Source organism: Streptomyces sp. VRA16 Mangrove soil (genome assembly GCF_017377775.1).
Classification (GTDB): Bacteria; Actinomycetota; Actinomycetes; order Streptomycetales; family Streptomycetaceae; genus Streptomyces.
In genome coordinates this window covers 692,301-716,144 of sequence record NZ_JAFVLN010000002.1, presented here as the reverse complement: position 1 = coordinate 716,144, position 23,844 = coordinate 692,301, and the positions used below count along the sequence as shown (strand labels likewise).

At 70.6% G+C, this 23,844-nt stretch carries 22 protein-coding genes and 1 pseudogene; 9 read left to right on the top strand and 14 right to left on the bottom strand.

Features of this window, described 5'->3' with window-relative positions; translation table 11 throughout:
* Positions 1-141: 141 nt before the first annotated feature.
* The 6 genes from J3486_RS08950 to J3486_RS08925 all read right to left on the bottom strand — a co-directional run bounded on the left by J3486_RS08950 (position 142) and on the right by J3486_RS08925 (position 4,538).
* Positions 142-585 (bottom strand): nuclear transport factor 2 family protein, encoded by a 444-nt coding sequence (locus J3486_RS08950; RefSeq protein WP_207819611.1) that lies wholly within the window; start codon positions 583-585, stop codon positions 142-144.
* A gap of 80 nt (positions 586-665) precedes the next feature.
* A complete protein-coding gene (locus J3486_RS08945; protein ID WP_207819610.1) occupies positions 666-1,613 on the bottom strand; it encodes an aldo/keto reductase in 948 nt (315 codons plus the stop codon).
* 79 nt (positions 1,614-1,692) lie between these two features.
* Positions 1,693-2,883: an NAD(P)/FAD-dependent oxidoreductase gene (locus tag J3486_RS08940; protein ID WP_229377684.1), complete on the bottom strand. Its 1,191-nt coding sequence runs from the start codon at positions 2,881-2,883 to the stop codon at positions 1,693-1,695.
* Positions 2,880-3,077 carry a ferredoxin gene (locus tag J3486_RS08935; RefSeq protein WP_207819609.1) on the bottom strand — a complete coding sequence of 66 codons (198 nt, stop codon included), beginning with the start codon at positions 3,075-3,077 and terminating at the stop codon, positions 2,880-2,882. The genes J3486_RS08940 and J3486_RS08935 overlap by 4 nt, the downstream gene beginning before the upstream one ends.
* A gap of 36 nt (positions 3,078-3,113) precedes the next feature.
* The gene (locus J3486_RS08930; protein ID WP_207819608.1) at positions 3,114-4,028 is read right to left on the bottom strand and encodes a pyridoxamine 5'-phosphate oxidase family protein; all 915 of its coding nucleotides are present in this window, start codon (positions 4,026-4,028) and stop codon (positions 3,114-3,116) included.
* Between the two features lie 54 nt (positions 4,029-4,082).
* Entirely contained in the window at positions 4,083-4,538 is a 456-nt protein-coding gene (locus J3486_RS08925) for a VOC family protein (protein ID WP_207819607.1), read from the bottom strand.
* Between the two features lie 174 nt (positions 4,539-4,712).
* Between J3486_RS08925 and J3486_RS08920 the strand changes: the two genes are divergently transcribed.
* The 3 genes from J3486_RS08920 to J3486_RS08910 are packed head-to-tail and all read left to right on the top strand — an operon-like array spanning position 4,713 to position 7,440.
* Positions 4,713-5,612, top strand: a complete 900-nt coding sequence (locus tag J3486_RS08920; protein WP_207819606.1) for a pirin family protein — start codon at positions 4,713-4,715, stop codon at positions 5,610-5,612.
* Positions 5,609-6,712, top strand: coding sequence for an MFS transporter (locus tag J3486_RS08915; protein WP_207819605.1), 1,104 nt, complete (start codon positions 5,609-5,611; stop codon positions 6,710-6,712). Before J3486_RS08920 ends, J3486_RS08915 begins: the two co-directional genes overlap by 4 nt.
* 56 nt (positions 6,713-6,768) lie before the next feature.
* Positions 6,769-7,440, top strand: coding sequence for a TetR/AcrR family transcriptional regulator (locus tag J3486_RS08910; RefSeq protein WP_207819604.1), 672 nt, complete (start codon positions 6,769-6,771; stop codon positions 7,438-7,440).
* Here J3486_RS08910 and J3486_RS08905 read toward each other — a convergent pair.
* Positions 7,394-8,725, bottom strand: coding sequence for an amino acid permease (locus tag J3486_RS08905; protein WP_207819603.1), 1,332 nt, complete (start codon positions 8,723-8,725; stop codon positions 7,394-7,396). The two genes, J3486_RS08910 and J3486_RS08905, sit on opposite strands and share 47 nt — an antisense overlap.
* A 253-nt stretch (positions 8,726-8,978) precedes the next feature.
* Here J3486_RS08905 and J3486_RS08900 point away from each other — a divergent pair, with 253 nt between their 5' ends.
* A complete protein-coding gene (locus J3486_RS08900; RefSeq protein WP_207819602.1) occupies positions 8,979-11,810 on the top strand; it encodes a BTAD domain-containing putative transcriptional regulator in 2,832 nt (943 codons plus the stop codon).
* Positions 11,811-11,819: 9 nt separating this feature from the next.
* Here the strand turns inward: J3486_RS08900 and J3486_RS08895 are convergent, their stop codons facing one another.
* Positions 11,820-12,296: a helix-turn-helix transcriptional regulator gene (locus J3486_RS08895; RefSeq protein WP_207819601.1), complete on the bottom strand. Its 477-nt coding sequence runs from the start codon at positions 12,294-12,296 to the stop codon at positions 11,820-11,822.
* Positions 12,297-12,558: 262 nt separating this feature from the next.
* Between J3486_RS08895 and J3486_RS08890 the strand changes: the two genes are divergently transcribed.
* The 4 genes from J3486_RS08890 to J3486_RS08875 all read left to right on the top strand — a co-directional run bounded on the left by J3486_RS08890 (position 12,559) and on the right by J3486_RS08875 (position 15,417).
* Complete coding sequence (locus tag J3486_RS08890) at positions 12,559-13,149, top strand: hypothetical protein (RefSeq protein ID WP_207819600.1); 591 nt, start codon at positions 12,559-12,561, stop codon at positions 13,147-13,149.
* 44 nt (positions 13,150-13,193) lie between these two features.
* Positions 13,194-13,781 (top strand): hypothetical protein, encoded by a 588-nt coding sequence (locus J3486_RS08885; RefSeq protein WP_207819599.1) that lies wholly within the window; start codon positions 13,194-13,196, stop codon positions 13,779-13,781.
* A gap of 44 nt (positions 13,782-13,825) precedes the next feature.
* Positions 13,826-14,359 carry a hypothetical protein gene (locus J3486_RS08880; protein WP_207819598.1) on the top strand — a complete coding sequence of 178 codons (534 nt, stop codon included), beginning with the start codon at positions 13,826-13,828 and terminating at the stop codon, positions 14,357-14,359.
* 113 nt (positions 14,360-14,472) lie between these two features.
* On the top strand, positions 14,473-15,417 hold the full coding sequence (locus J3486_RS08875) for a hypothetical protein (protein ID WP_207819597.1): 945 nt from the start codon (positions 14,473-14,475) through the stop codon (positions 15,415-15,417).
* A gap of 85 nt (positions 15,418-15,502) precedes the next feature.
* On the opposite strand, the gene J3486_RS08870 is transcribed toward J3486_RS08875, so the two are convergent.
* The 4 genes from J3486_RS08870 to J3486_RS08855 all read right to left on the bottom strand — a co-directional run bounded on the left by J3486_RS08870 (position 15,503) and on the right by J3486_RS08855 (position 22,227).
* Positions 15,503-19,564: an SGNH/GDSL hydrolase family protein gene (locus tag J3486_RS08870; protein WP_307804739.1), complete on the bottom strand. Its 4,062-nt coding sequence runs from the start codon at positions 19,562-19,564 to the stop codon at positions 15,503-15,505.
* A gap of 389 nt (positions 19,565-19,953) precedes the next feature.
* Positions 19,954-20,850, bottom strand: a complete 897-nt coding sequence (locus J3486_RS08865) for an alpha/beta fold hydrolase (RefSeq protein WP_207819595.1) — start codon at positions 20,848-20,850, stop codon at positions 19,954-19,956.
* Positions 20,851-20,893: 43 nt separating this feature from the next.
* Complete coding sequence (locus J3486_RS08860) at positions 20,894-21,652, bottom strand: MBL fold metallo-hydrolase (RefSeq protein ID WP_207819594.1); 759 nt, start codon at positions 21,650-21,652, stop codon at positions 20,894-20,896.
* A complete protein-coding gene (locus tag J3486_RS08855) occupies positions 21,649-22,227 on the bottom strand; it encodes an NADPH-dependent FMN reductase (protein ID WP_207819593.1) in 579 nt (192 codons plus the stop codon). Before J3486_RS08855 ends, J3486_RS08860 begins: the two co-directional genes overlap by 4 nt.
* 266 nt (positions 22,228-22,493) lie before the next feature.
* Between J3486_RS08855 and J3486_RS08850 the strand changes: the two are divergent.
* A pseudogene (locus tag J3486_RS08850) lies at positions 22,494-23,224 on the top strand (transposase).
* A gap of 18 nt (positions 23,225-23,242) precedes the next feature.
* Here the strand turns inward: J3486_RS08850 and J3486_RS45165 are convergent.
* Together J3486_RS45165 and J3486_RS44905 are read right to left on the bottom strand one after the other, a co-directional pair.
* Positions 23,243-23,446 carry a DDE-type integrase/transposase/recombinase gene (locus tag J3486_RS45165; RefSeq protein ID WP_374194708.1) on the bottom strand — a complete coding sequence of 68 codons (204 nt, stop codon included), beginning with the start codon at positions 23,444-23,446 and terminating at the stop codon, positions 23,243-23,245.
* Positions 23,447-23,448: 2 nt separating this feature from the next.
* On the bottom strand, positions 23,449-23,754 hold the full coding sequence (locus J3486_RS44905; RefSeq protein ID WP_207819592.1) for an IS3 family transposase: 306 nt from the start codon (positions 23,752-23,754) through the stop codon (positions 23,449-23,451).
* Positions 23,755-23,844 lie beyond the last annotated feature (90 nt).

Sequence of the window (23,844 nt, the reverse complement as noted above, 5' to 3'; positions counted from 1 at the left end):
CGCATGTCGTCCAAGATCACGCGCGCTTCGCTGCCGTGGCCGCCGCGACCGCTACTGGGATCCGTCCCACGCGTGCCCGTCGGCCCCCGGCGGCCACATCACCGTGAGGGGCTGACGGGTAGGTGTTCGGCGCCCTGACTTTCAGGCGCGTGACGCCTGCGGGCGAGCTCCGAAGATCTTCCGGTCGGCCCGGTCTATCGGGATGTCGTTGATACTGGCCTCGCGCCGCCGCATGAGCCCGTGGTCGTCGAACTCCCACTGCTCGTTCCCATGACTACGCCACCACTGCCCCGCGGCGTCGTGCCATTCGTACGCGAAACGCACCGAGATGCGGTTGCCGGTGTAGGCCCACAACTCCTTGCGCAGGGCGTACTCCTGCTCTTTGGCCCACTTGCGGGTGAGGAAGGCGACGATGGCCTCGCGTCCGGTGAGGAACTCGTCACGGTTGCGCCAGACGGAGTCCGGTGTGTACGCGAGGGCGACCCGTTCGGGGTCGCGGCTGTTCCACGCGTCTTCGGCGGCCTGGACCTTCGCCGCCGCGGTCTCGGCAGTGAAGGGGGGTACGGGGGCACGGACATCGGACACTTCTGTCCTCCTGAAATGGGAAGGGGGGCGGGGCACGAACGGGCGGGACGGATACAGCCGCCCCGCCCCGTGTCCGTGCGCTACTCGCGGGCACCCACCGGCGCGGGCAGGGCATCGAGGGCGGCGAGGTCGGCGGTGGAGAGGACCAGGTCGGCGGCGGCCGCGTTCTCGGCCAGGTAGCGCGGGTTCTTCGTGCCGGGGATCGGGACGATGTGCTCGCCCTGCTCCAGCAGCCAGGCCAGGGCCACCTGGCCCGCCGTGGCCTCATGGCGCCGGGCGACTTCGTGCACGGCGTCCACCTGCGCCTGGTTGGCGCGCATGGCCTCCTCGGTGAAACGCGGCAGGCCGCTGCGCCAGTCGCCGTCGGTCAGGTCGGACGGCGCGCTGAAGCGGCCGGTCAGCAGGCCGCGGCCGAGCGGGGAGTACGGCAGGAAGGCGATGCCCCGGTCACGGAGGTAGGGCAGGACGTCCGTCATGGAGCCACGGGTGAACAGCGACATCTCCGACTCGACGGCGTCGACCCGGCGGACGCTCTCGGCACGCTGGATCTCCGCCAGCCCGACCTCCGAGAGGCCGATGGCCCGGACCTTCCCCGCGTCGGCGATCTCACCCAGGGCGCCCCAGCTCTCCTCCAGCGGCACCTCCGGGTCGATCCGGTGGAGAAAGTAGAGGTCGACGTAGTCCGTGCCCAGCCGCTTGAGGCTGGCGTCGATCGCCGCCCGCAGGTGGTCGGGGCGCCCGTTGAAGCCCAGTCCCTCCTCACTCATGGTGAGCCCGCCCTTGGTGACCAGGACGGCGTCCTCGCGACGGCCGGCCAGCGCCTGGCCCACCAACTCCTCGTTGGTGTAAGGGCCGTAGACATCGGCGGTGTCGATCAGAGTGACGCCCAGGTCGAGGGCCTGCCGGATCACCGACACCGAGGTCGCGTCGTCGCGACCCTGCGGGTCGTACCCGAACGACATGCCCATGGTGCCCAGACCGATGCGGCCGACGGTGGGGCCGTTGACTCCCAGGGTGGTGGTACGCATTTCGTGTTCCTGTTCTCTCGATGGCGCGGGCGCGCGGGGTGAGGTGGCGTGCCGGGCGGTGCCACGGCGCGCCGGAGGGTCAGAGGGAGGTGAGTGAGTCGGTCAGGGCCCGCCGACGGGCGGCGAGCCAGCCGTTTCGGCCCACCGACAGGGCACCGACCGGGCGGCCGTCGCGGTGATGGGTGACCTGGAGCTTGCGGGCCGGCAGGTCGTACTCGGCCACCTGGTGGTCGTCCGCTTCGGACGGCAGGCCGACGGCCCGCAGGGTGACGCCGTGCAGGTCGGACCAGAAGGACGGCACCGAGGTGAAGGGATGTACGTCGTCGGACCGGAGCAGGTTGCGGGCGGCGGTCGCCGCCTGGTCGACAGCGTTGCTCCAGTGTCCGAGGGCCACGAGGCGGCCGTCCGCCAGCGGATGCGGCAGCCGGACGACGTCCCCGGCGGCGACGACGCCGGGCAGGACCGAACCGTCCTCGTGCCGTACCCGCAGATACGGATCGCAGATCACGCCGTGGTCCACGGCGACGCCCGAACCGCTCAGCCAGCCGGTGTTCGGGGTGCCGCCCAGGGCGAGGACGACGAGGTCCGCCGCCGGCAGCGAGCCGTTCGACAGCGAGCCCCCGGCGAGCCGCCCGGCGGACGCCTCGGCCGTCGCTGTCTGTCCGGTCAGCACGGTGATGCCGGCCTCGCGGTGCAGAGCGGCGGCATAGCTGCCCGCCGCCGCTCCCACCACCCGTGCCAGGGGCTGGGACGCCGACGTCACCAGGGTGACGTCCAGACCGTGTCCGCGGATCGATGCGGCGACCTCGCTGCCGAGGAAGCCGCCGCCCACGACGACGGCGTGCCGGTGAGGGAGCAGTTCGTCCCGCAGCCGGGCGGCGTCGTCCCGCGTGCGCAGGGTGAACACGGGGGTGAGCGGGGGACGTTGGGCCGGTGCCGGTGTGCGGGCCGAGGTACCGGTCGCCATGACCAGCCCGTCGAAAGGGATCAGCCGGTCGTCGGCCAGCCGCACGACGCGGTGGGCGAGGTCGAGGCCGGTGGCCGCCGTGCCGAGCAGCCAGGCGGCGTCGACATCGTCCGCGACCGGCAGGTCGACGTCGGCGTCCCGCGCGTCGGAGGCCAACTGGCCCTTGGAGAGAGGCGGGCGGTCGTAGGGAAGGTGCGGTTCGTCGCCGATCAGGGTGAGTTCACCGGCGAAACCCTCGTCGCGCAGGGTGTGCGCGGCGTGGAGACCGGCGAGTGACGCGCCCACGATCACGATGCGTCTCATGGCGCCGACCCAAGGATGGTGATGGCTCGCACGGGGCACATCCGTGCGCCCTCGCGCACCTGGTCCAGGAGCGTGTCGGCGGGCTCGGCGTCGTAGAGGAGGTAGTCCTCGTCGTCGAAGGAGAACACCTCGGGTGCGGCGAAGACGCACTGACCGTGGCTCTCGCAGAGGTTCATGTCCACGTGGATGCGCATGGGGCGCCTTCCTTGGCTGTTCAGGAGACGGGCGGGTCAGGAGACAGGCGGGTTGAAGCGTGAGTAGGCAGGGGCGCTCCAGCGCAGCGGCACGGCGTCGTCGATCTGCACGACGTCGGTGACGGTGAACTCGACGAGGCGCTGCGCGCCCGGGACGCGGGAGATTTCGGCGGTGTCCCAGACCGTGCGGGCCGTTCCGGACAGGTGGAGCGTGGAGCCGTTGTCCCAGCCGGGCACCAAGAGGCCGGCCGCGGAGCGCAGTTCGAGGTTGCCCAGGGTCAGGAACATCGCGTTGCCGACGTAATCGGGCCAGCGCAGCAGCGTCGGCGAGAGCACCTCTACGAAACCGGGGTTGCCGCCGCGGTGCGAGGCGTCGGTGTTGCCGCTGCCGTCGGAGGTGGCCACGAAGAAGGTGTCCGTGGCGCGCAGGGCGGCCTGTTGCGCCGGGGTGAGCGAGGTGCCCCGCGTGACCGCGTGGGACGCGGGTGCCGTCTCCGTCTCCCGCAGGGTGCGGACCTCGCGTTTCTGGATGTACTTGGGGCAGTTGGAGATGACTTGGTCGAGGTCGACGCGCAGCCCACCGTCCACCGGGGTGGACCGGCCGTTGAGGCGCATCCGGCGCCGGGTCGCGGGCTCGATGGCGATCATGCCCACCGTTGCGGGACCGCCGAGGACCTCTGCGAGTGGGTCCTTCGGGTGGGGCACGGCGTCGACGGTGAGGGTGGTGGGATCGGGGGTTCGCAGGAAGCCGGGCGCACCGGTGAGCTGGGTGGCCCAGATCCGGCCGGCGGCGTCGGTGCCGCCGACGACGATCATCCGCTGGTCCGCAAGGAACGCCGCGGCTATCGGCGGGACGGTCCCGCCGATGCCGGCGAGGGCGTGCGAGGCCTGGTGGGCCAGTTCGGCCCGGTTCTGGACCGCGAGTTCCCCACGGTGGTACTGGCGTGCCACGGCATTCCTTCCTGAGCAGTCGTACGGGGCGGGCGGCGCGGATGCCGGCAGGTCCTAGAAGAAACCGCAGGTGGGCGCGTTCTCGGTGGGGGCGTCGGCCGGATCGGCACCGGTCGGGGCATAGATCTCCAGGCGGATCCCGTCGGGGTCGGTGAAGAAGATGCCGCCGGAGGTGCCGTGTTCGCCGTGCGGGACCACACCGTCATGGGCGAAATGCGCGTCCAGCTCGCGCAGCACCTGCTCCGCGGCCTTCACCTCGTCGATGGTGTCCACCTGGAAGGACAGGTGGTGCAGACCGGGCAGCGCCACGGGGAACTCGCCCGTGCTCTGTTCCCACAGGGTGATCAGGGCCTTTCCCTGACGCCCGAGAAAGGCGAACCGGCGGTTCTCCTCCTTGCCCTCCGCGATCGTGTCGAACGCGAAGACGGTCCTGTAGAAGGCCACGGACCGGTCCAGGTCCGTGACGTTGAGCCCGACGTGGCCGGTCTGCAGCGTCTTGAGGGTGCTCACTGTCGTCCTTCTTTCTCGTGGGTGTGTTCGCGGTACGGCACCGGCCTCGGGCTTCGCCGTGCCGGCAAGCAGAAAGCTAAACCGTTCGGTTCATGACGTCAACCGATCGGTTCAGTTGGAAAACTAGACAGTTCAGTATTGACGGTGAACCGTCTGGTGTAGTTCAGTCGTGGCATGACCTTGGAGACCAATGCGGCCGCGGTCGTCACCGTCGTCGCGGGCCGGAGTGTCGTACGCGTCGCTCCGCCCTTTCACACCTTTGAGGGCGCCGGATTCCCCGTCCGCCGCCCCTTCCCGGCAGCGGAACTACCTTTTGTCGACCCGTTCCTGATGGTTGATCAGGTCGGTCCTGTCGATCTCGGACCCGGCGAGGCGAAGGGCGCGCCCCCACACCCCCACCGGGGCTTCGAGACGATCCAGTACGTCCTGGACGGAGACATCGCCAACGCGGACTCACGCGGCCACCGCGCTGTCGTCCGGGCGGGCGGGGTCCAGTGGCTCACCGCGGGCTCGGGCATCGTTCACGAGGCCCTGCCCACACCGGAGTTCCTCGCCGCGGGCGGTCGCCAGCACATGCTGCAGATCTGGCTGAACCTCCCCGCGCGCCACAAGGGCGTCGCACCGCGCAGCCAGAACGCGGAGGCGGCGGACCTCCCCACCGTGACCACGCCCGACGGCGCCGAGGTGATCGTTCTCGCCGGGACGAGCCATGGCGTCACGGGCCCGTTCGCCACCCGCACACCGGTCCTCGTCGCCCATGCCCGCATCGCCCGGGGCGGCCGAGCCCGGTTCACCGCTCCGGCCGCGCACAACGCCATGGTCTACGTCATGCAGGGCGACGTCGTCACCTGCGGCCGGCCGGTACCGGACGGACACCTCGCCCTCCTCGCCCAGGACGCGGACGAGTTCACCGTCGAGGCGCCCGGCGCCGCGGCCGAGGTCCTGGTCCTGACCGGCGAGCCGATCGGCGAACCCGTCGCCCGCAGCGGCCCGTTCGTGATGAACACCGCCGCCGAACTCCGGCAGGCAGAGCGGGACCACAGTCGCGGGCTGATGGGGCGGATGCCGGTATGACGGCCCTCTCCGCGCCGGCCGGCAGCGAAGTGCGCCGGGTCCCGGGCGCGCTGCTGGCCGCGCTCGCCGCACCCGCGGCCATGGGAATCTCCGGCCCTGCCCTGGTGCTGCCCGCCGCCGCCCGTGACCTGGGTGTCACCGCCGGGGTGTCGGCGCTGCTGATGACGGCCTACGGGATCGGGATGGCCGTCGGCACACCCCTGCTGACCAGCACGGCCGGACGCCGTGGGCCCGCAGGGATGATACGGGCCGGAGCGCTGCTCGTGGCCCTGGGCGCGGCGACGGTGGTACTGGCCCCCGGCCTGCCGTCGGCGGTGGCCGGGCGCGCCGTGCTGGCCATGGGCGCCGCCGGGATGAACGTCGCCGCCTTTCAGCTCGCCTCCCGGGACCCCGCGGGCCGCGCGGCGGGGCTGGTCGCGATCGGCAGCGCGGCGGGCGGGACGGTGGGCCTCTTCGGCGGGGCGGCCGTGGCCGCGGCGATCGGCTGGCGCGGCGCCCTGATCCTGCCGCTGCTCAGCCTGTGCGTCCTGTCGCCCGCGCTGCGGCTGGCGGGACGGACGCAGCCGGTGGACGCCGTGCCGTCGGCCGGACGTCCCGCGGCACGCCTTCCCGCCATCCTGCGGGACGGGCGGTTCCGTGCCGCCGCGGGGCTGATGCTCCTGGTGTCGACCGTCAACTTCGCCCTGGTGTCCACAGCCCCTCGCCGCATCGTCGCCCTCACGGGCTGGAGCGCCGTGCACACCGGCGCGTTCTCCTCGCTGACGACCCTGGCCGGGGCGCTGCTGTCCTGGCAATTGATTCGAGCCGCCCCGCAGCTGGGGGAGCGCAGGGTGCGGATTCTGCTGGTCGCCGGCTCCCTCTCCGCTGCCACCGTCGCGGCCTTCGCGCCTTGGCCCGCGCTCGTGCTCCTCGGCTCGGGAACAAGCGCGCTCGCCTCGACGGCCGGACAAGGGCTGCTCACCGGAGCGGCCACCCGGAGCCTTTCGGAGGAACTGCGCGGCCCCGCTGTCGGCTGGTTCAACCTCGCGTTCCTGGCGGGCGTCGCGGCCGGTCCCGTCGTGGCCACCTTTGCAGACCAAACCGTTCAGTTCATATACTGACGCGCGCCGTTCCCCCTCGGCGCGGTGCCCCCCACCCCAACCGTGTAAGGACAGCCATGGGAGCCGAACCCCAGAAGAGCGTCGATGCCTATGGCATCCCGATCATCCCGGACCCCGCCGACGCGGCCTCGCGCAAGCACCAGGCCATCGTCGACGCCGCCCTCACCGAGTTCCTCGCCGAGGGGTACTCGGCGGCGTCGATGGAGGCCATCACCAGCCGCTCGGGTGTCTCGAAGGCGACGATCTACAAGCACTTCGGCAGCAAGGAGCGCCTGTTCCTCGCGGTCATCGGCGGCGTCCTGCCGAAGACGTACGCCGACCTGAAGCCGATCAACTCCACCATCGCCGAGGCGCCCGACGTGCGCGCCGCCCTCGTCCAGCTCGCCCACGACTGGGCCCGCCTCCTGCTGCGCCCCGACATCATGTCGCTGCGACGCCTGGTGATCGGTGAGATCGACCGCTTCCCGCAGCTGGGCCAGCTGTGGTACCGGGTCAGCTACGACATGAACAACGGGCCGCTGATCAAGGCGTTCACCGAACTCGACGCGCGTGGGGTCCTCGACGTCCCCGACCCCAAGCTCGCCGTGCAGCAGTTCGTCGCCGCCACGGTGGGTGTGCCGCAGCTGGTCCGCACGTTCACCCCCGAGACGCCGATCGAGGACGCCGAGCTGACCCGTATGGTCAGTTCGGGAGTGGATCTCTTCCTTGCCCGTTACGCGCGTTCCTGAGTCGTCGGCACCAGGCCCACCCCAGGAGCGCGGCCGTCCAGGCACCCGTGGTCAGGATCTGGGTCCGGCTCACGGCGTCGCCCAGCATGAACAGCAGCACGCCGCCGATCGAGGCCAGTACGGTCACCGCGCGGACGGAGGCGCCGTGCAACCGCAGGTGGGAGGCCGCGATCAGCGCCCATACGACGAGGATCGCGGCCCCGATCGAGTTGAGCAGAAACGGGAAGACCGTCGCCGGCCAGACCAGACTGAGCACGACCGAGCCGAAACCGAAGGCCGCCGAGGCCAGCACCGCCGCGTAGGGCACGCCCCGGCCGAGACGTCCCAGGGCTCGTGGTGCGTCCCCGCGTCCCACCAGCGCGTACAGCATTCTTGACGAGCCGTAGATGTTGGCGTTCATCGCCGACAGCAGGGCCACCAGCACCACGGCCTTCATCAGATCCGCGGCGCCCGCCACGCCGACCCGCTGCATCGCGGCGGCATAGGGCCCCTCGACGAGGTCGGGAGCGTTCCACGGTACGAGGGCCACGATCACCGCCATCGAGCCGATGTAACACACCGAGACCCGCCACATCACGGCCCTGACCCCCGTGCGCACCGCCTTGACCGGGTCCTCGCATTCGGCGGCCGCGATCGTCACCGTCTCAAGCCCGCCGAAGGCGAAGACCGCCGCGACCATGCCGACAGCCACACCGTGCCAGCCGTGCGGCAGGAAGCCTCCGTCGCCGATCAGATGGGAGGTGCCCGGTGAGGCGTGTCCGGGCAGCAGCCCCGCGAGCGCGGCACCCCCGATGGCGAGGAATCCGCAGATGGCGGCGATCTTCAAACCCGCGAACCAGAACTCCAGTTCGCCGAAGTTCCGCACCCCGGCGAGATTGCTCAGGGTGAACACGCTCATGAAGACGGCCACCCACGCCCAGTCCGGCACCGCCGGGATCCACCCGCTGACGATGTGCGCGGCACCGAGCGCCTCCGCCGCCACGCTCACGACGAGCAGGGCCCAGTACATCCAGCCGGACAACACCCCGGCCCACGGGCCGAACGCGCGACGCGCATGCTCCGCGAAAGAACCCGTGACCGGCCGGGCCGCCGACATCTCGCCCAGCATCCTCATCACCAGCATCGTGAGCGCGCCCGCGAGAAGGTACGAGACGAGAATGCCGGGCCCGGCCGCCGCGATACCGATCCCCGACCCGACGAACAGCCCGGCACCGATGGCGCCGCCCAAAGCGATCATGGCCAGATGCCGCTGCCGCAGGCCGGCGGCCAGTGCATGCCTTGTCATGTTTCCCCCCGAAAATGCAGATGAACGAACTGGATCATGGCTGAGAATGGCAGCTTCAACAAGCAAGATCCGAACGCTGAGACGTCCCGTACCGTCCCGGTGCGTCCCGGGACGGTACGGGACGCCGCGTAGGCCCGTGGCGGGCTCGCGTCGGCAACGTGCGTCATGATCCAGACACATTTCCGAGTCGTACGATGAAGCAGACAGGCGCCGCGACAGCGTGGCCCGGTCAACTGTCAGGCGGGGGGACAGAGTGGTGAAGTTCGGCCTGCTCGGCCCACTGTTCGTGCACGACGGCACGGCGCCACAGCCGGTGTCCGGCCCCAAGGTCCGCGCACTGCTGGCGGCGCTGCTGCTACGACCCAACCGGGTGGTCTCCCGCGACGCGCTCAAGGCCGCGCTGTGGGGTGACGACGTACCGGCGAGCGCCGACGCCGCACTCGCCAACCATCTCACCCGGCTGCGCAGAGGGCTGCCCGCCCTGGACGGCGTCGTCGAGGAGCGTCTGCGGACCGTGCCACCTGGGTACCAACTCCGCGTGCACGAGGGCGAACTGGACATCGACGTCTTCGACGCGCGGATGCACGCCGCACGGCGCGCACACCGGCGCGAGGACTGGGCGGCGGTGCTCAGGGAGAGCACCGCCGCCCTGTACCTGTGGCGCGGCACACCACTGGCCGACGTCCATCCGTTCGCGGAGCAGGACGAGGCCGCGCTTCGCGTGCACCAACTCTGCGAAGAACGGCTGCAGATCCTTGAGTGGCGCTTCGACGCCGAACTGCACCAGGGGCGCCATCAGCAGGCTGTGGCTCCGCTCACCGCCCTTGTGGCGGAACACCCCTTGCGTGAGGGGCTCCACGCGCGGCTGATGTCGGCCCTCCGGCAGTCCGGTCGCAGGGCGGACGCCGCCGCCGTCTACCACCGGCTGCGCCGCACCCTGTCCGACGAACTCGGGGTCGAACCGGGAGCGGACGCCCAGCGTGCCTACGCGGCCCTGCGCACCGGCCCGCGCGGAACCGCCACCACGAGCACCGCCCGTCCCACACCGCCCTTCCAAGTGCCGTGCGAGAGCACCGCGTTCGTCGGGCGCGACCAGGAGAGGGAGCAGGTGACGGCACTGCTCGGCGGCGCAGGCGACCCGCCCGTCCGGCTGCCCCGGGCCGTGGTCGTCTCGGGCATGGCAGGTGTGGGGAAGACGGCCTTCGCCGTGCACGTCGCCCACCGCATGCGCGACCAGTTCCCGGACGGCATCCTCTACGCCGACCTGCACGGGTACTGCAGTGCCCGGCCCCGTCCCGCCGGGGAGGTGATCGCCCGCTTCCTGTCGGATCTCGGGATGCACCCCGAGATGGTGCCGGACGACACCGACGACCGCGCCCTCCTCCTCCAGGAAGCACTCGCCGGACGCCGCGTGCTGCTGCTCCTGGACAACGTGCGCGACAAGCGGCAGGTGGCCCCTCTCCTCCCGGTCGGCGGCCGCAGCGTCGCCCTGATCACCAGCCGCAAGCTGCTTCCCGGGCTGACCGACACGGCCGCAGTCACCTTGCTTCCCCTGCCCCGCAGCGATCAGCGGGCCCTCCTGTCCGCGCTGTGCGGCGCCGAACGACTCCTCGCCGAACCTGACGCTGCCGACGAGATCATGGCGGCCTGCGGCGGACTCCCCCTGGCCCTGACCATCGTCGGCGGACGGCTGTTGTCCCGGCCGCAGTGGCCCCTCTCCCTGCTGGCCGGACGCCTGACACCACGTCAAGGACGGCTGGAGGCACTCTCCATGGACACTGCCGACGTGGAGCGCGCCTTCTCCATGAGCTACGTGGCCATGCGGGACAGCGCCCTGCCCCTGGAACGCCAGGCCGCGCGCGCCTTCCGACTCCTCGGCCTGTGGGCCCATCCGGTCACACCGAAAGCCGCCGCCGCCCTGCTGGACGTACCGGTGCACCGGGCCGCGGTCCTGCTCGACCTGCTGACCGACGCCCATCTCGCGTACAGCCCCGCGCCCGACCACTACGCCCTGCACGACCTGCTCGGCGAGTACGCGGAGCGGCGCGTCACCGAGGAGGAGTCGCCGCAGGAACGGCGGGAGGCGCAGATACGCCTGCTGTCCTGGTACGCGGCGGCCGTGGCCGAGGCGTGCCGCACGGCCACGAAGGAGACGCAGACGCCACCGCCGCTCGACGACGGCCGGATTCAGGAGACCCCCGTCTTCGCCGACGACGAGGAGGCGATCCGTTGGTCCGTGGGCGAACTGCCGGCCATCCGCGAGGGAATCGCGCGCGCCGGTGAACTGGGCCGCTCCGACATGGCGTGGCGTCTCGCCGCCGGCCTGTTCGGGTACGCCACCACTCACGGGTGGACGGGGGAGTGGGACCACTGCCTGCATCAGGCGATGGACATCGCCCGCGCGCACGACGACACCCTGGGGCAGGCGTGGCTGCACCGCCGGATCGCGGTCGCGCACGGCATGGCGTCCCGTAATGAGGCCTGCCTCGCCCATCTGCGCATTGCCTGGGACCACTTCAGTGGCCACGGCGACCTGCGCGCCGAGGCGTCCCTCCTCGGCGGGATGTCGGCGGCCCACGCCCGGCTGGGGGACGCCGAACAGGCATTTGCGTGCGCGCTGCGCTCCCGGGAGTTGTTCCTGGAACTCAACCCCGAGCCGGGTGACGTGCGCATCGAGGCGCTCTCCCTCAGCCGCCTCGCGGTCGCGCGGCAGCTGCGCGGCGAACACGAGCAGGCCGCCGAGGAGCACCGGCAGGCGGCCGATCTGCTCAGAAAGGCCGGTCACAGCATCCTCCTCGCCGACAGCCTCACCCGGCTCGGTGACGTACTTGCCCTCCTCGGACGACGTGAAGAGGCGTTCGACGCGTTGTCGGAGGCACTGGAGGTCCGACAGAGGATGAATGACTACTCCGGTACCGCGGACTGCCTGCGCTCCATGGCCACGGCCCACGAGCAGTTCCTCGAATGGGACGAGGCGCGGGAGAGCTGGGAGGCCTACCTGGAACTGGGGCGGCGCCACCACCTGACGAGACGGGCCGAGGAAAGCCGCACGGCCCTGCGCCGGCTCACGGAACAGGGCCACTGACGGACCGTCTCACACCGTCGCGCCACGTCGCTGTCGCACCGGGCGGGGGCGTGCGGCGGCGAGAGTGAGGAGACTGCCCAGCACGGCACCGGCCGCCGAGGCCAGCGCCAGCGCCCGGAGTTGGGCGCCGGACAGGTGTCCGGAACATCCTGCGGGGGACCCCGCACCGCACTGCCCTGCGTCGGCCGGATGGCGGGAAGAACCGCGTTCGGCCTCCACGTGGGCCAGGCACTGCTCGAAGCGTGCCAGCAACGGCTGTACGTCCTGCTCCGCGGCAGCGGCGAACTGCTCGATCGCCACGCGCGTCGGCAACTGCTTCTGGTTCAGGAACCTTTCCCAGGAGGACCTGCTGTAGTGCGTGCGCCTGGCGAGCGTCGCGTAGCTGAGGTTCGTCGTGTCCTTGATGCGTTTCATCTCGGCTGTGAGCTCGTCCCACGGGTTCGTGTGCTCCCGCGGGCGGGCTGCGTCGCCATGGCGGTCTGCCATGCCGCGTCCTTCCCGTTCCATGCCCTTGTATCCGGCGGGGCATGTTCGCTCTCCCGCTCAACGCGGCGCCAACGATCCTTCAACGTCCGGGAGCCGGGAGCCGGGGCAGGGCGTGCGGACAGCGGCGATCGGCCGCGGCCGACGGGACGTCCTGGGGACGGGCGGGACGAGGGCTGGGCCCACAACTGCTTCTAGGGTTCCGGTGTCGGCAGGCGCACCGCCCGTTCCCCGACACAACCCCTTCCTCCACCTGGAGTCAGCCATGCCCTCCTCCCGAGCTCTCACACGCCGCGCCGCCCCGGTGTCACGGCTTCTCACCACCGGCGGCGCCCTGGCCGGCATCCTGCTGGCCGGCCTCGTGCCCTCGGCCTCGGCCACCACCGTGACCCCCAGTGCCACCACCGCGGTCACCGCCACGGCGACGACCATCACACCCGACTGCCATGCGGCCTGCTTCGTCCGCGTCCGGACGGGCGCCTACGCCGACTACGACCGCATCGTCGTCGACCTCGGAGGCCCGGACCTCCCCTATCTCGAGTACGAGTTCCTCGGAGGCACAGGCCTCACACCCATGAGCGGCAAGGGGGACGGGAGTGAGCCGCGTGTCCCCCTCGACGGCAAGACCTACTTGACACTGCAGTTTTTCGGAGCCACCACCTACACGACCAGCGGCGCCGCCGCGTTCATCGGCGCCACCCCGAAGGTGCTGGACATGCCCTCGGTCAAGGGCTACGCCGTCCTCGGCAGCTTCGAGGGCCACGCCAAATTCGGTCTCGCTCTGGGCGACCTGAGCGACTACCACGTCTTCTTCCTGAGCAACCCCAACCGGCTCGTGATCGACGTCTACCACTGACCCTGCCTGCGGTCCCGCCTCCCTGCCATCACCTGGAGTCACTCATGCCCTCCTCCCGTGCACTCACACGCCGGGCCGCCCCGGTGTCACGGCTTCTCACCACCGGTGGCGCCCTGGCCGGCATCCTGCTGGCCGGCCTCGTGCCCTCGGCCTCGGCCACCACCGTGACCCCCAGTGCCACCACCGCGGTCACCGCCACGGCGACGACCATCACACCCGACTGCGAGGCGGCCTGCTTCGTCCGCGTCCGGACGGGCGCCTACGCCGACTACGACCGGATCGTCGTCGACCTCGCAGGCCCGAACCTCCCCAAGATCGTGTTTCAGGACCTCGGAGGCACGGGCCTCTACGCCCTCGGCGACGGGAGCGAGGAGCGCCCGCGTATCCCCCTCAACGGCAAGACCTACCTGACCCTGAACTTTTCCGGAGCCACCACCCTCACGACCAGCGGCGCCGACGCGTTCATCGGCGCCACCCCGAAGGTGCTGGACATGCCCTCCGTCAAGGGCTACGCCGTCCTCGGCAGCTACGAGGGCTACGCCGGCTTCGGTCTGGCTCTGGGTGACCTGAGCGACTACCACGTCTTCTTCCTGAGCAACCCCAACCGTCTCGTGATCGACGTCTACCACTGACCCTGCCTGCGGTCCCGCCTCCCTGCCATGAGAAAGAACCCCACATGAAGAGAGAACACCGCCTGCGTGTCGCCCTGTTGCGCTGGACAGCCGTGTGCCTGAGCGCGCTCGCCCTGTTCGCCGCCGCACCCTCCGCCTCCGCGGAGGAGGACCCCAGGATCGACCGGAACGCCGAGATCTGGTTCGCCTACAACGAGGAAGAGGGCATCGAGCACCGGTGCGCCGAACACTCGGACTACTTCCGCTTCCGCTTCTACTACCGGTCGAACTACGGCGGAGCGTTCATCAACATCGGCCAGCCCATCTGGGACCTCAAGTCGGTGAGCAACACCTCATACTCGGCACCTCTGTTGTTCTGCGGCGGTCCCTCCGACGGCCGGGGCCAGGAGGTCGCGAACAACGCCGCGTCCGCCTACAACTGGTACATCGGCTACTGCGCCACCAGCTACTACTACAAGGGCTACCAGGGTGCGTCCTCGGGTTACGCGGACACCCTGTCGCCCCGGACCGGGCGCAATCTCGGAGTGACGGCGAACAACAACCGCTCCGTCAACTTCGCCTCCTGCCGCCTCAGCTGAGACCGGCAGATCTGTTCGATCCCTCCCGAGCAGTACGCCTGCTCCGGCAGCGGCCCAGGGCGACCTGGGCCGCTGCCGCGTTCCCGCCCTCTTCCCGCGACCGGAGAACCCGCGTGTCCCGATACCGTCGCCCCGCCCTGTCACGGATCACCGTCCTGGCCGCTGTCGTCGCGGCACTCGTCGCGACCGGATGCTCCCCGGACCGGGACAGGACGTCCCCTGCCCTCCCTCACGACGCACCCGACACCTCACGCTGGACGCTGCCGCTGACGGCGTACCAGCCGACCGAGGAGGAACGGCAGATCCTCCTGCGGGCCGAACACCGACTCGTCCGCGCCTGCATGCGGCGCTTCGCCATCGACTGGCGGCCCCCGGCCGACCTCCCCGTCGTCGGCCCGCGCAACAGCATGGACTGGCGCTACGGCATCCACGACGCCCGGCTCGCCGCCACTCGCGGCTTCCAGCCCGACGCCGCCCAGCAGCGTCGCCACGACCGGGCGATGCGCGCCGAAGCGAAGGCCCCCGCGCTCTCACCCGACCAGGAAGTCGTCCTCGGCGGCACCGATCTGCCTCCGGAAGCACGAGACGCGGCCGGGAAGGAGGTGCGCGACGGCACCTACCGCGGCCGGAAGGTGCCGCACGGAGGCTGCTTCACCGAGGCCCGCGACCGGCTCCGAACCACCACCTACGGCGTCTCACCTCTTGCGGCCGACCTGTACAGCCGATCGTTCCCGGCGGCGACGCGGGACCCCGCCGTGCGGGCCGTGTTCCGCCGCTGGTCGGCCTGCATGAAGGACAAGGGCTTCACCTACAAGACCCCGGTGCAACTGTTCGACGACCCGCGGTTCGGACGCCAGCCGCACAAAGTGACCGGGACGGAGACCGCCGTCGCCCTGGCGGACATCGGCTGCCGCGCCCGGCTGCCGGTCGCCGAGACCTGGCACGCGGCCGAGACCCGGTTGCAGCGGCGGTACGTGCGCGAGCACGCCGACCGGCTGAACACCGCGCGCCGCGCCCTCGACCGCTCGCTCACCGAGGCCCGCAAGGTTCTCTCGTAGCCCGTCAGGCTGTGAGTCCGTCGTCGGTCGTGCACACAAGAAGGCCCGGGGAGTCACTCCCCGGGCCTTCTCGTGTGCGGCCGGCTCAGCCGGCCAGGTTGCGCATGGTCTGCTCGAACGAGTCGGCGAAGAGGCGGGCCCCCTCGATCTTCGGATGGAAGGACTGGGCCGACGTGCCCGCCTTGATCAGATCGGTCTCGACCAGCGGGGTGTCACTCTCGGTGTAGTCGTTGACGAATCCGTGCACGGTCTCGGGACTGCCGCAGATGCCCTTGCCCGCGAACTGCTGCTTCGGATTGGAGAACACGACGTCCACGCCCTGGGCGCGGGCGTCGGCGACGGCGCCGTCGAGCTCGCTGAGCAGCACGTCGCCGATCGAGTTCAGCCACGTGGCGTTGTCGTACGAGTCCAGGAGGACGCACGCGCCGTGGTTCTCCAGCAGCGGCGGATACCCCATCAGCACGATCTTGGCCTGCGGCGCCTTCTCGTGGATGGCCGCGAGGACCTTCACCACCTGCGGTCGCACCACCTTTTTGAACCGGTCGGGAAGGTACGTGGCCAGCGACGGTGACCGACGCCCCAGAGGTGTGCCGTCCGCCGCCAACTCCTCGATGTCGGCGTCCTTGCACCCCAGCTTGGCGGCGATGGCGATATAGCAGCTCTTGAAGACGTCCGTGAACTGGGCGTCGTTGCCTCCGGCCGACAGTGTCACCAGGTCGGTGTGCTGGTCCAGGTATCCCTTGTCGAGCTGCGGGAGTTCGCCGTACTGGGACTTGCTGCCGGGGAGCATGTTGTAGGTGCGGGCTCCCGAGCACGCGATGAACAGGTAGTCCATCGACGGGTCACGGCTGTCCGCCAGCGCACCGACGGACTTGCCGGTGCCGGGCAGGGTGGCCTGGCGCGACCATGCCTTCGTGGAGCGGTGGCAGGCGTCGCGCGTGGCCGGGTTGTTCGTGTCCCGGTAGTCGGTCTCCCGGTAGTAGTCGCCGCCACCCGTGACGGACGCCCCCTCGCCCGAGGAGAACGAGTCGCCCATCGCCACGATCTGGTGCGCGGGCTTCCCGGGCAGCGGCTGGAAGGCGACCGCGTCCCAGGCCACGTCCTCCGTGCCGTTGCCGTCCGCCGTGATGTTGCTCAAGGAGACCTTAGGCGTGCCGGTGAAGCGGAAGGCACCGAGATCCACCCAGCGGTTCTCCCGGGTGCGCTGCGGAGTGACCCGGGTCGGGCTGGTGGAGTCCGTGCCGCCGACGACGTACTGGGCCTGCCGTGTGTGGGCGCCGTGGTCCGGCATATGGACCATGACCCGGGCCCAGCCGCTGCCGGGGATGTTCTGGCCGAGCGTCCAGGTGCCCTTGGTGTACAGGCGCTGTCCGTTCTCCCCCACTGGGCTCTGGGTGTGGGAGAACCAGAAGTGGTTTCCGTAGCCCGCGCCGATCTGGTGGAGATCTATCTTGCCCGGGTACGTGCCGTTGCTCTCGGCGAAGGACAGGGCGAACGTGCCGGCCGAGGTGATCGTGCCGCAACTGCGGGCGTCCGAGCCCGCCGGCCGGACACCGGTGGGTACGTCGTCGACGACGAGGGCGTTGGACGGCAGACCGGCGACGCACTTCGGCGGGTAGGAGTTCTCGTCGGGCTGCTCCGGGTAGGTGGTGTCGAAGCGGTGCACGGCAGTACCGCACTGGGCCTGGTCGCAGTTCTTCCACTGCACCGAGTGGTGAAGCCAGCAGTGCAGATCATCTCGCGTGCAGGCGCCGAGTCCGGGCTTGTTGGCGTCGTTCGGGCCGATCAGAACAGGGTTGCAGTAGTTCGTGGCGTCGCAGAAATTCTCGTCGGCCGGCCTGAGGCCGGCCGAGCGGTAGGCGTTGCTGTTCCACCAGGCCGCCTTGTAGCCGGCCGCCATGGTCCCCGGTTTGAAGACCACGGACGGCGGCCGCGCGGCCCAGCCCATCACCTTCTCCTGGTAGGGCCAGTCCTGGGGGTGTGCGGCGTCGGAGTAGTCGTCGCCGCCCGTCTCCGACTCCAGGAAGGGGGTGCGGTTGGCCTTCCAGAGAGGGTTGGCGGGGTTGTTGGTCCAGCCCACACCCCACTGGCCCTTGTTGTCAGCCGCGCTCGCCTCGGGGTAGAAGCCCGAGTTGTAGGCCCACAGGGCGAAGTACCAGTTCTCGATGTGCTGCGGCTTGCCGTTGTTGACGACCAGCCCGGCGTCCCGGGTCTGGTTCCACTTCTCGGACAGCTTGTCCACGCCCGCGGCGATGTTCGCCGTGTAGTCCAGGGCAGCGGCCTCCTGCTGGGCGGGGGTGAGGGTGCTCTGGCCGTGGCCGGGCAGCCGCATGCCGTCCGTGATCTGGGTGATGCCGTAACCGCAGTCGGCGTTGGCCCAGTCGATGGCCCACGGATCCCTGACCTCGCCGCTCGGCTCACGAGGAGTGCCGTAGTAGTTGCCGATCAGCGGGTTGGCGGTGACGCCGGGGACCGCGAAGCGCGTGGCCTGCCACATGTTCGACTCCTGGGCGGTGACGCCCAGCATGATCGACGCAGGGATGTGCCAGTTGTCCGCCTTGTCAGGGTATCCGTTCGGGTCGCCGCTCAGCGGGCGCAGCGGGAACAGGCTCTGCGGGTTGTAGCCCGCCATGCCCATGCTCTTCCAGTTGGGCTGCCGGTAGATCAGCGGGTTGAGCGCGCCGATGACTGCCTGGTCCACCGCCCACTCGATCTGCCGGGGGGTGGGCTGGAACGCCTGCTTGCGAAGGTCGCCCCGGGGCACGGAGCAGGTGCGCTCCGCCTCGACGGGGTCGGTGGGTGACGCGAACGCGGCCTTCGTGCCGGTCTTCGCGCCGGTTTTCGAGGGCGCGCTGCCCGCGAGGCGCAGTGACGGGCTGAGAGCGGACCCCTGGGAGAGCCTGGCCGCCGACACCGGGGCCGCGGCGGGCAGGGCCCGGAGCGTCACCTTGCGGCCCGTGGACAGGACCGTCAGGTCGGTGATCACCGTGCGCTCGGTCGTGGCCTGCTGGGCCTGGAACGGCGTGTTCTTGCCGCGGGCCCACCGGGAGACGACCGCGGATCCGGCCCGTACGCCGATCGTGGCGCCCTTGGCGAGCGTGCCCGGGTTGTGCAGGTGGGCCGGGAGAGGGCCCTTGCCGCGGGCTTTGCCGGTGACAAACACCTCGCCCGACGCGGAGCTGGTGAGGTCGAGTTCGGTGAGCCGTCCGGTGGCCACGGTGCGCGCGGGCCGCGGGCGGTCGTGGCCGGTGGCGCGGACGGTCCGTGCGGTCAGATGCTTCACCTCCGCGCGTGCGGCGGTGCTCGCCTTGGAGCCACGGGCGGTGCCGGCCGGCCGGTCGATGAAGGAGATGCCGCCCGCTGCGTCCCGGACGATCTGGAAGGGCACGTGCGCGGTCCTCGCGATGCGCCGTCGGGTGCCGTCGGCACCGATCCGCACCAGTGAGGCGCCCTCGGCGGCGATCAACTGCCCGTCCTCGTACGGGATCGCGGAGGTCAGCTGCCCCTTGAGCTTCAGCGGCTTGCCGGCCTTCGCGCCTGCCGCGTCCACGGTGAGCAGCCGTGTGGCGTTGTTCTTGTCGTTGTCGTCGGTGAACTGCGAGAGGACCGCCTTCTCACCCGCGCCGCAGCCGGGCGAGAAGTACGACAGGCTCGCCTGCACCGGCAGTTTGGTGACCTTGCCGGTGGTCAGGTCGACCACTGCGGTGAAGGCGCCGCGGCTCATCAGGTCGGGCTTGTTGGTGAACGTGCGCGGCGCGTAGGCGACAACGGCACGCCGTCCGGACTCGGTGACGCACGCGTTGCCGATCCAGGTGTCGGTCTCGAAGCCCGGCTCGGAAAGGGTGGCCGCCGTCTTCCAGGCGTACCCGGCGCGCGCGTCGGCGACGAGCAGGTGCAGGCCCGTCGCGTCGCCGGAGGTCGTCCAGGCGCGGTCGGAGGTGGAGCCGACGACGGCTCGGCGCGTGGCGCGCGGGACGGCGGTGGGGGGTTTGTCGTCGGGCAGGGCGCGGCGGGAGGCGGGAGCCTTGTCCGCAGGCTTGTGTTGCCCACTGGCGGTGGCACCACGAGCGGTGGGCTCCTGGGCCTGGGCCGGGAGTGCCAGTGGCGCTGCCACGGCCATCGCGGCGAGGACGGAGAGGACGCTCACGCGTCTTCTCGTCCGTCTGCTGTCTGGTGTCACGACTCTTCTCTTCCGTGGGTTCTTCCGGGGTGGGAACGCCCGCGACCGTGTGTCCCGGCGCGGGCGTTCGGCGCACGGGGGCCACGGTGCTGCGGACATGGGAAGGGCCGGATCGACGACGGCTGTCGCCGGGGGGACGAGGAGTGGCGCGTCGTACGATCCGGCCCCCGGAAAATCTCCAGGTTGCGGGGGGTGGTTGAACAGGGAGCGGACCCCTCCCGGGACATCTCGGGGACGGCGCCCCCGCGCGGGCGCCGCAAGCACGGGAAACGGGTGGCACGGCAGGCGCCGTGCCACCCGTTCGGGGACGGAGGGATGAGGAGAGATGCGTCGTGGGCCGCGGACGGCCGAAGGGATCAGAGCGCCCGGGCGAGGAAGTCGCGGATGAGTGCGGCGATTTCGGGGCCGTGGGTCTCCAGGGCGAAGTGTCCGGCGTCGAGGAGGTGGATCTCCGCGTCGGGCAGGTCGCGGGTGAACGCCTCGGCGCCGGCCGGGCCGAAGATCTCGTCGTTCTTCCCCCAGGCGATCAGTGTGGGCGGCTGGTGGGTGCGGAAGTACTCCTGGAAGGCGGGGTAGCCGTCGAGGTTGAACTGGTAGTCCCAGAACAGCTGGAGCTGGATCTCCTTGTTGCCTGGACGGTCGAGGCCGGCCTGGTCGAGCGTCCAGGTGTCGGGGGAGAGCCGGTCCTGGCGCTCGGCGGGCACCCCGTGGGTGTACTGCCAGCGGGTGGCCTCGGCGGTGAGAAGCTCCCGTACGGCGGGTTCGTGCGTGGCGCGGTCCTTGGCGTGCGCGAACAGGACGTCCCAGAAGGGGGTGAACCCCTCGGCGTAGGCGTTGCCGCTCTGGCTGATGAGGGCGGTGACGCGGTCCGGGTTGCGGGAGGCGATCCGCAGGCCGATCGGGGCGCCGTAGTCCTGGATGTAGAGGGCGAAGCGGTCCACCTTCAGGGCGTCGAGGAGGTCCAGGGTGATGTCGGTCAGTGCCTCGAAGCTGTAGGTGAACTCGGTGACGGGCGGGGTGTCCGACTGTCCGAAACCGAGGTGGTCGGGGGCGATCAGGTGGTACGAGTCGGCCAGGTCGCGCAGCAGGTTGCGGAACATGGCGGAGCTGGTGGGGAAGCCGTGCAGCAGCACCAGGGTGGGGTTGGCGGGGTCGCCCGCCTCCCGGTAGAAGATCTGGTGGCCCTGTATCCGGATGCTGTGGTGCCGGACCTCGTGCAGGGCGACGGCCGGGGTGGTGGGAGCCGTTGTCATGTCGTTCTCCGTACGGTGAGGAGTGGCCGGGGCGGGCGGGGGCTCAGATCTGCTCGGGGACGCCGGGGGCCAGTCGGCGTAGGCGTCCGGCGAGGTCGGGGGTGGCGAAGGCGGCGGTGATCCGGGCCGGGTCCTCGAAGAGGTGGTCCCAGGAGTCGAAGTGGATCGGGATCACCGTGCGGGGGCCCAGGGTGCGGGCGAGGGCGGCCCCCTCGCGGGCGCTCATCGAGAAGGCGCGGTCGCCGGTGGAGGGGAAGTGCGCGTCGCCGAGGTGGAGGAACGCGGTGTCGATGCTGAAGCGTTCGGCGATCTCGTTCAGTGCGTCGTGGCGCACGGTGTCGCCGGAGATGTAGAGGGTGCCGCCGTCGTGCTCGACGACGAAGCCGGTGACAGGACCGGTGGCCTGCTCGGTGCCCTGCGGGCCGTGCCGGGCGGGGGTCGCCGTGACGGTGACGGTGGTGGTGCCGGAGGTGATCTTCCGGCTCTCCCAGGTGACCAGGCCCTCCGCCTGTCCGCCGAGCCGTTCGGCGGCCTCGGGGGTGGTCAGCACGGCCTTCGCCCGGCCGAGCACCTCCCGGCCGGCGCGGTCGAGGTTGTCGGCGTGCTGGTCGTGCGAGAGCAGGACCAGGTCGATGGGCGGCAGCCGGTCGGCGGTCAGTGCGGGATCGAGCCTGCGGTGCAGCGGGCGGACGGCGGGATAGTCGGCAGGTGCCCGGTCGAAGGCGGGGTCGGTGAGGACCGTGAGATCGCCGATACGCAGAAGCACGGTGGCCGTACCCACATAGGTGGCGGTGATGTTCACGAGCGGCCCTCCGCGGCGTCGATCTTGCGCTGGAGTTCGGTGAGCAGGCCCTGGAGCAGGTCGATGGTGACCTGATCGGTGAGGTTGCCGTCGGCGTCGAAGCGTTCCTGCGAGCGGAAGACGTGGACCTCGGGCTTCACGACGACGTCGCTGTTGATCCACACGAAGACCTGACGAAGCGCCAGTTGGGCGCGCACGGTACCGAAGTTGGTCGGGGCCGCGCCGAGGATGGCGACGGGCTTGCGGTGCAGCGGCAGACCCTCGTTCTGGGTCCAGTCGGTGCTCAGCCAGTCGAGTGCGTTCTTGAGTACGCCGGGGATCGAGTAGTTGAACTCCGGCGTGGCGATGAGGAGTCCAGCGGCCTCGGCGACCTGGCGGCGCAGGTCCGTCACGGCGGCCGGCCGGTTCTCGGGAGTGTCGAGGTCCTGGTCGTACGGCGGTATCTCGCGCAGTCCCTCGTAGAGCTCGATGTCCAGGCGGCTGGGGTTGAACTTCTGCGCCGCGCGCAGCAGTTGGGTGTTGTGCGAGGCGGCGCGCAGGGAGCCCGAGATGGCGAGGATCTTCGGCGCGGTCATGGGTGCCTCCTTGGTGAGGTCGAACGGGGCGGTGCGGGTGGCAGAACCCGACGCCGAGAAAACTAAACCGAACAGTTCATGCTGTCAACCGATCGGTTCAGTCTATAGACCACACCGTTCATTCTTGAGCTTGTGCTCGCGTGCTTACTGAGTGTTTCGCTCTGTTCCGTTCCGGCATCTCCCCGCTCCCCTCTCCTCCCACCTCGGCACCTGTCGAGGCCGTTTGGTCGCCGGTCAAGGGCGTCAAGCTGCGGCATTTCTGCAACATGGCTCCGCACGACAGGTATCCGAGCGACCTGTCCGACCAGGGCTGGGAACTGATCGAACCCGTGCTCGCCGCCTGGCGGAATGAAGGGCGCCAGCACGCCCTGGACATCGGTCGCCGACCCGAGCACGACCTGCGCCAGATCATGAACGCGATCCTGTACGTGGACCGCACCGGCACCGCCTGGTCCGCGAGCGCGAGGGCCGCGACGCCGAGCCGTCGGCCTGTGTGCTGGACCCTCAGACCATCAAGACCTCCGCCAACGTGCCGCGGGCCGGCCAGGGCGCCGACGCGGATAAGCGGATCATCGGGCGCAAGCGGCACCTGGGCTGCGACACCCTGGGCCTGCTGCTGACGGTGCTGGTCGCTGCGGACAGCGTGTCGGACACCGCGGCCGGCGTTGAGACTGCTGTCCCGCATCGCCACGACCCACCAGGGCATCCGCAAGGTACGGGTGGACGCCGGCTACCGCACCACCGCCATCGATCACGGCGCCCGCCTGGGCATCGGCGTCCATCCCGTCCACCGCCCGTCCGGCGCCCGCGGGTTCACGATCATTCCGCGCCGTTGGACCATCGAGCGCAGCATCGGCTGGCTCATGCACCACCGCTGCCTCGCCCGCGACTGCGAGGGGTACCCGCACCACTCGAAGCCATGATCCACCTCGCGATGATCGACCTCATGGCCCGCCGCCTCACCGGCGAAACCACCCCCAACTGGCGCGGAACCTGACCCGGGACCAAACACAAATCACCGGACCTGACACTCAGTCAGCCCGAACTTGCCCATTCGTGAGCGGAATTGGGTCGCGATGTCTTCGCTGCCACGGTCACTGTGGATCACGCGGCCGGGCTCCGGCTTCCCTCGGCCGTGGGTCATGTCGAGGGCGTCGACGACAAGTTCGGTGCGGTGGTGGTCGGGCATGGTGCAGCCAACGACCTCGCGGGTGGCCAGGTTCAGCCAGCAGGCAAGGCAGAGCCGGCCCTCGGCGGTGGGTGGGTGTTGTCGCCGACCAGCTTGGCCCCGGGGCGCTCGGCGTGAAAGTCGCGGCCAATCAGGTCCAAGGCCGGCACAGCCTTCTTGTCCGGCCGGGTCAGCGGGCAGTGCTTGCGTCGGGTGACGCCCCGGATGTCGCGCTCGCGGATCGCGCGGGCGACGCGCGTGCGGTTCACCCGCCGTCCCAGCCACCGTAGTTCAGCGCGGACGCGCGGGACACCGTAGGCGCGGCGCGAGGCGATATGCAGCACAGTGATCTCGTGCACGAGCGGTCCAGGTCCAGCACGCTTCTGGCGATCCGGGCCGCCATGGCGGCGGCCGGCGTCTCTCCGGGCGGGACGGTGGACTGGGCTTCG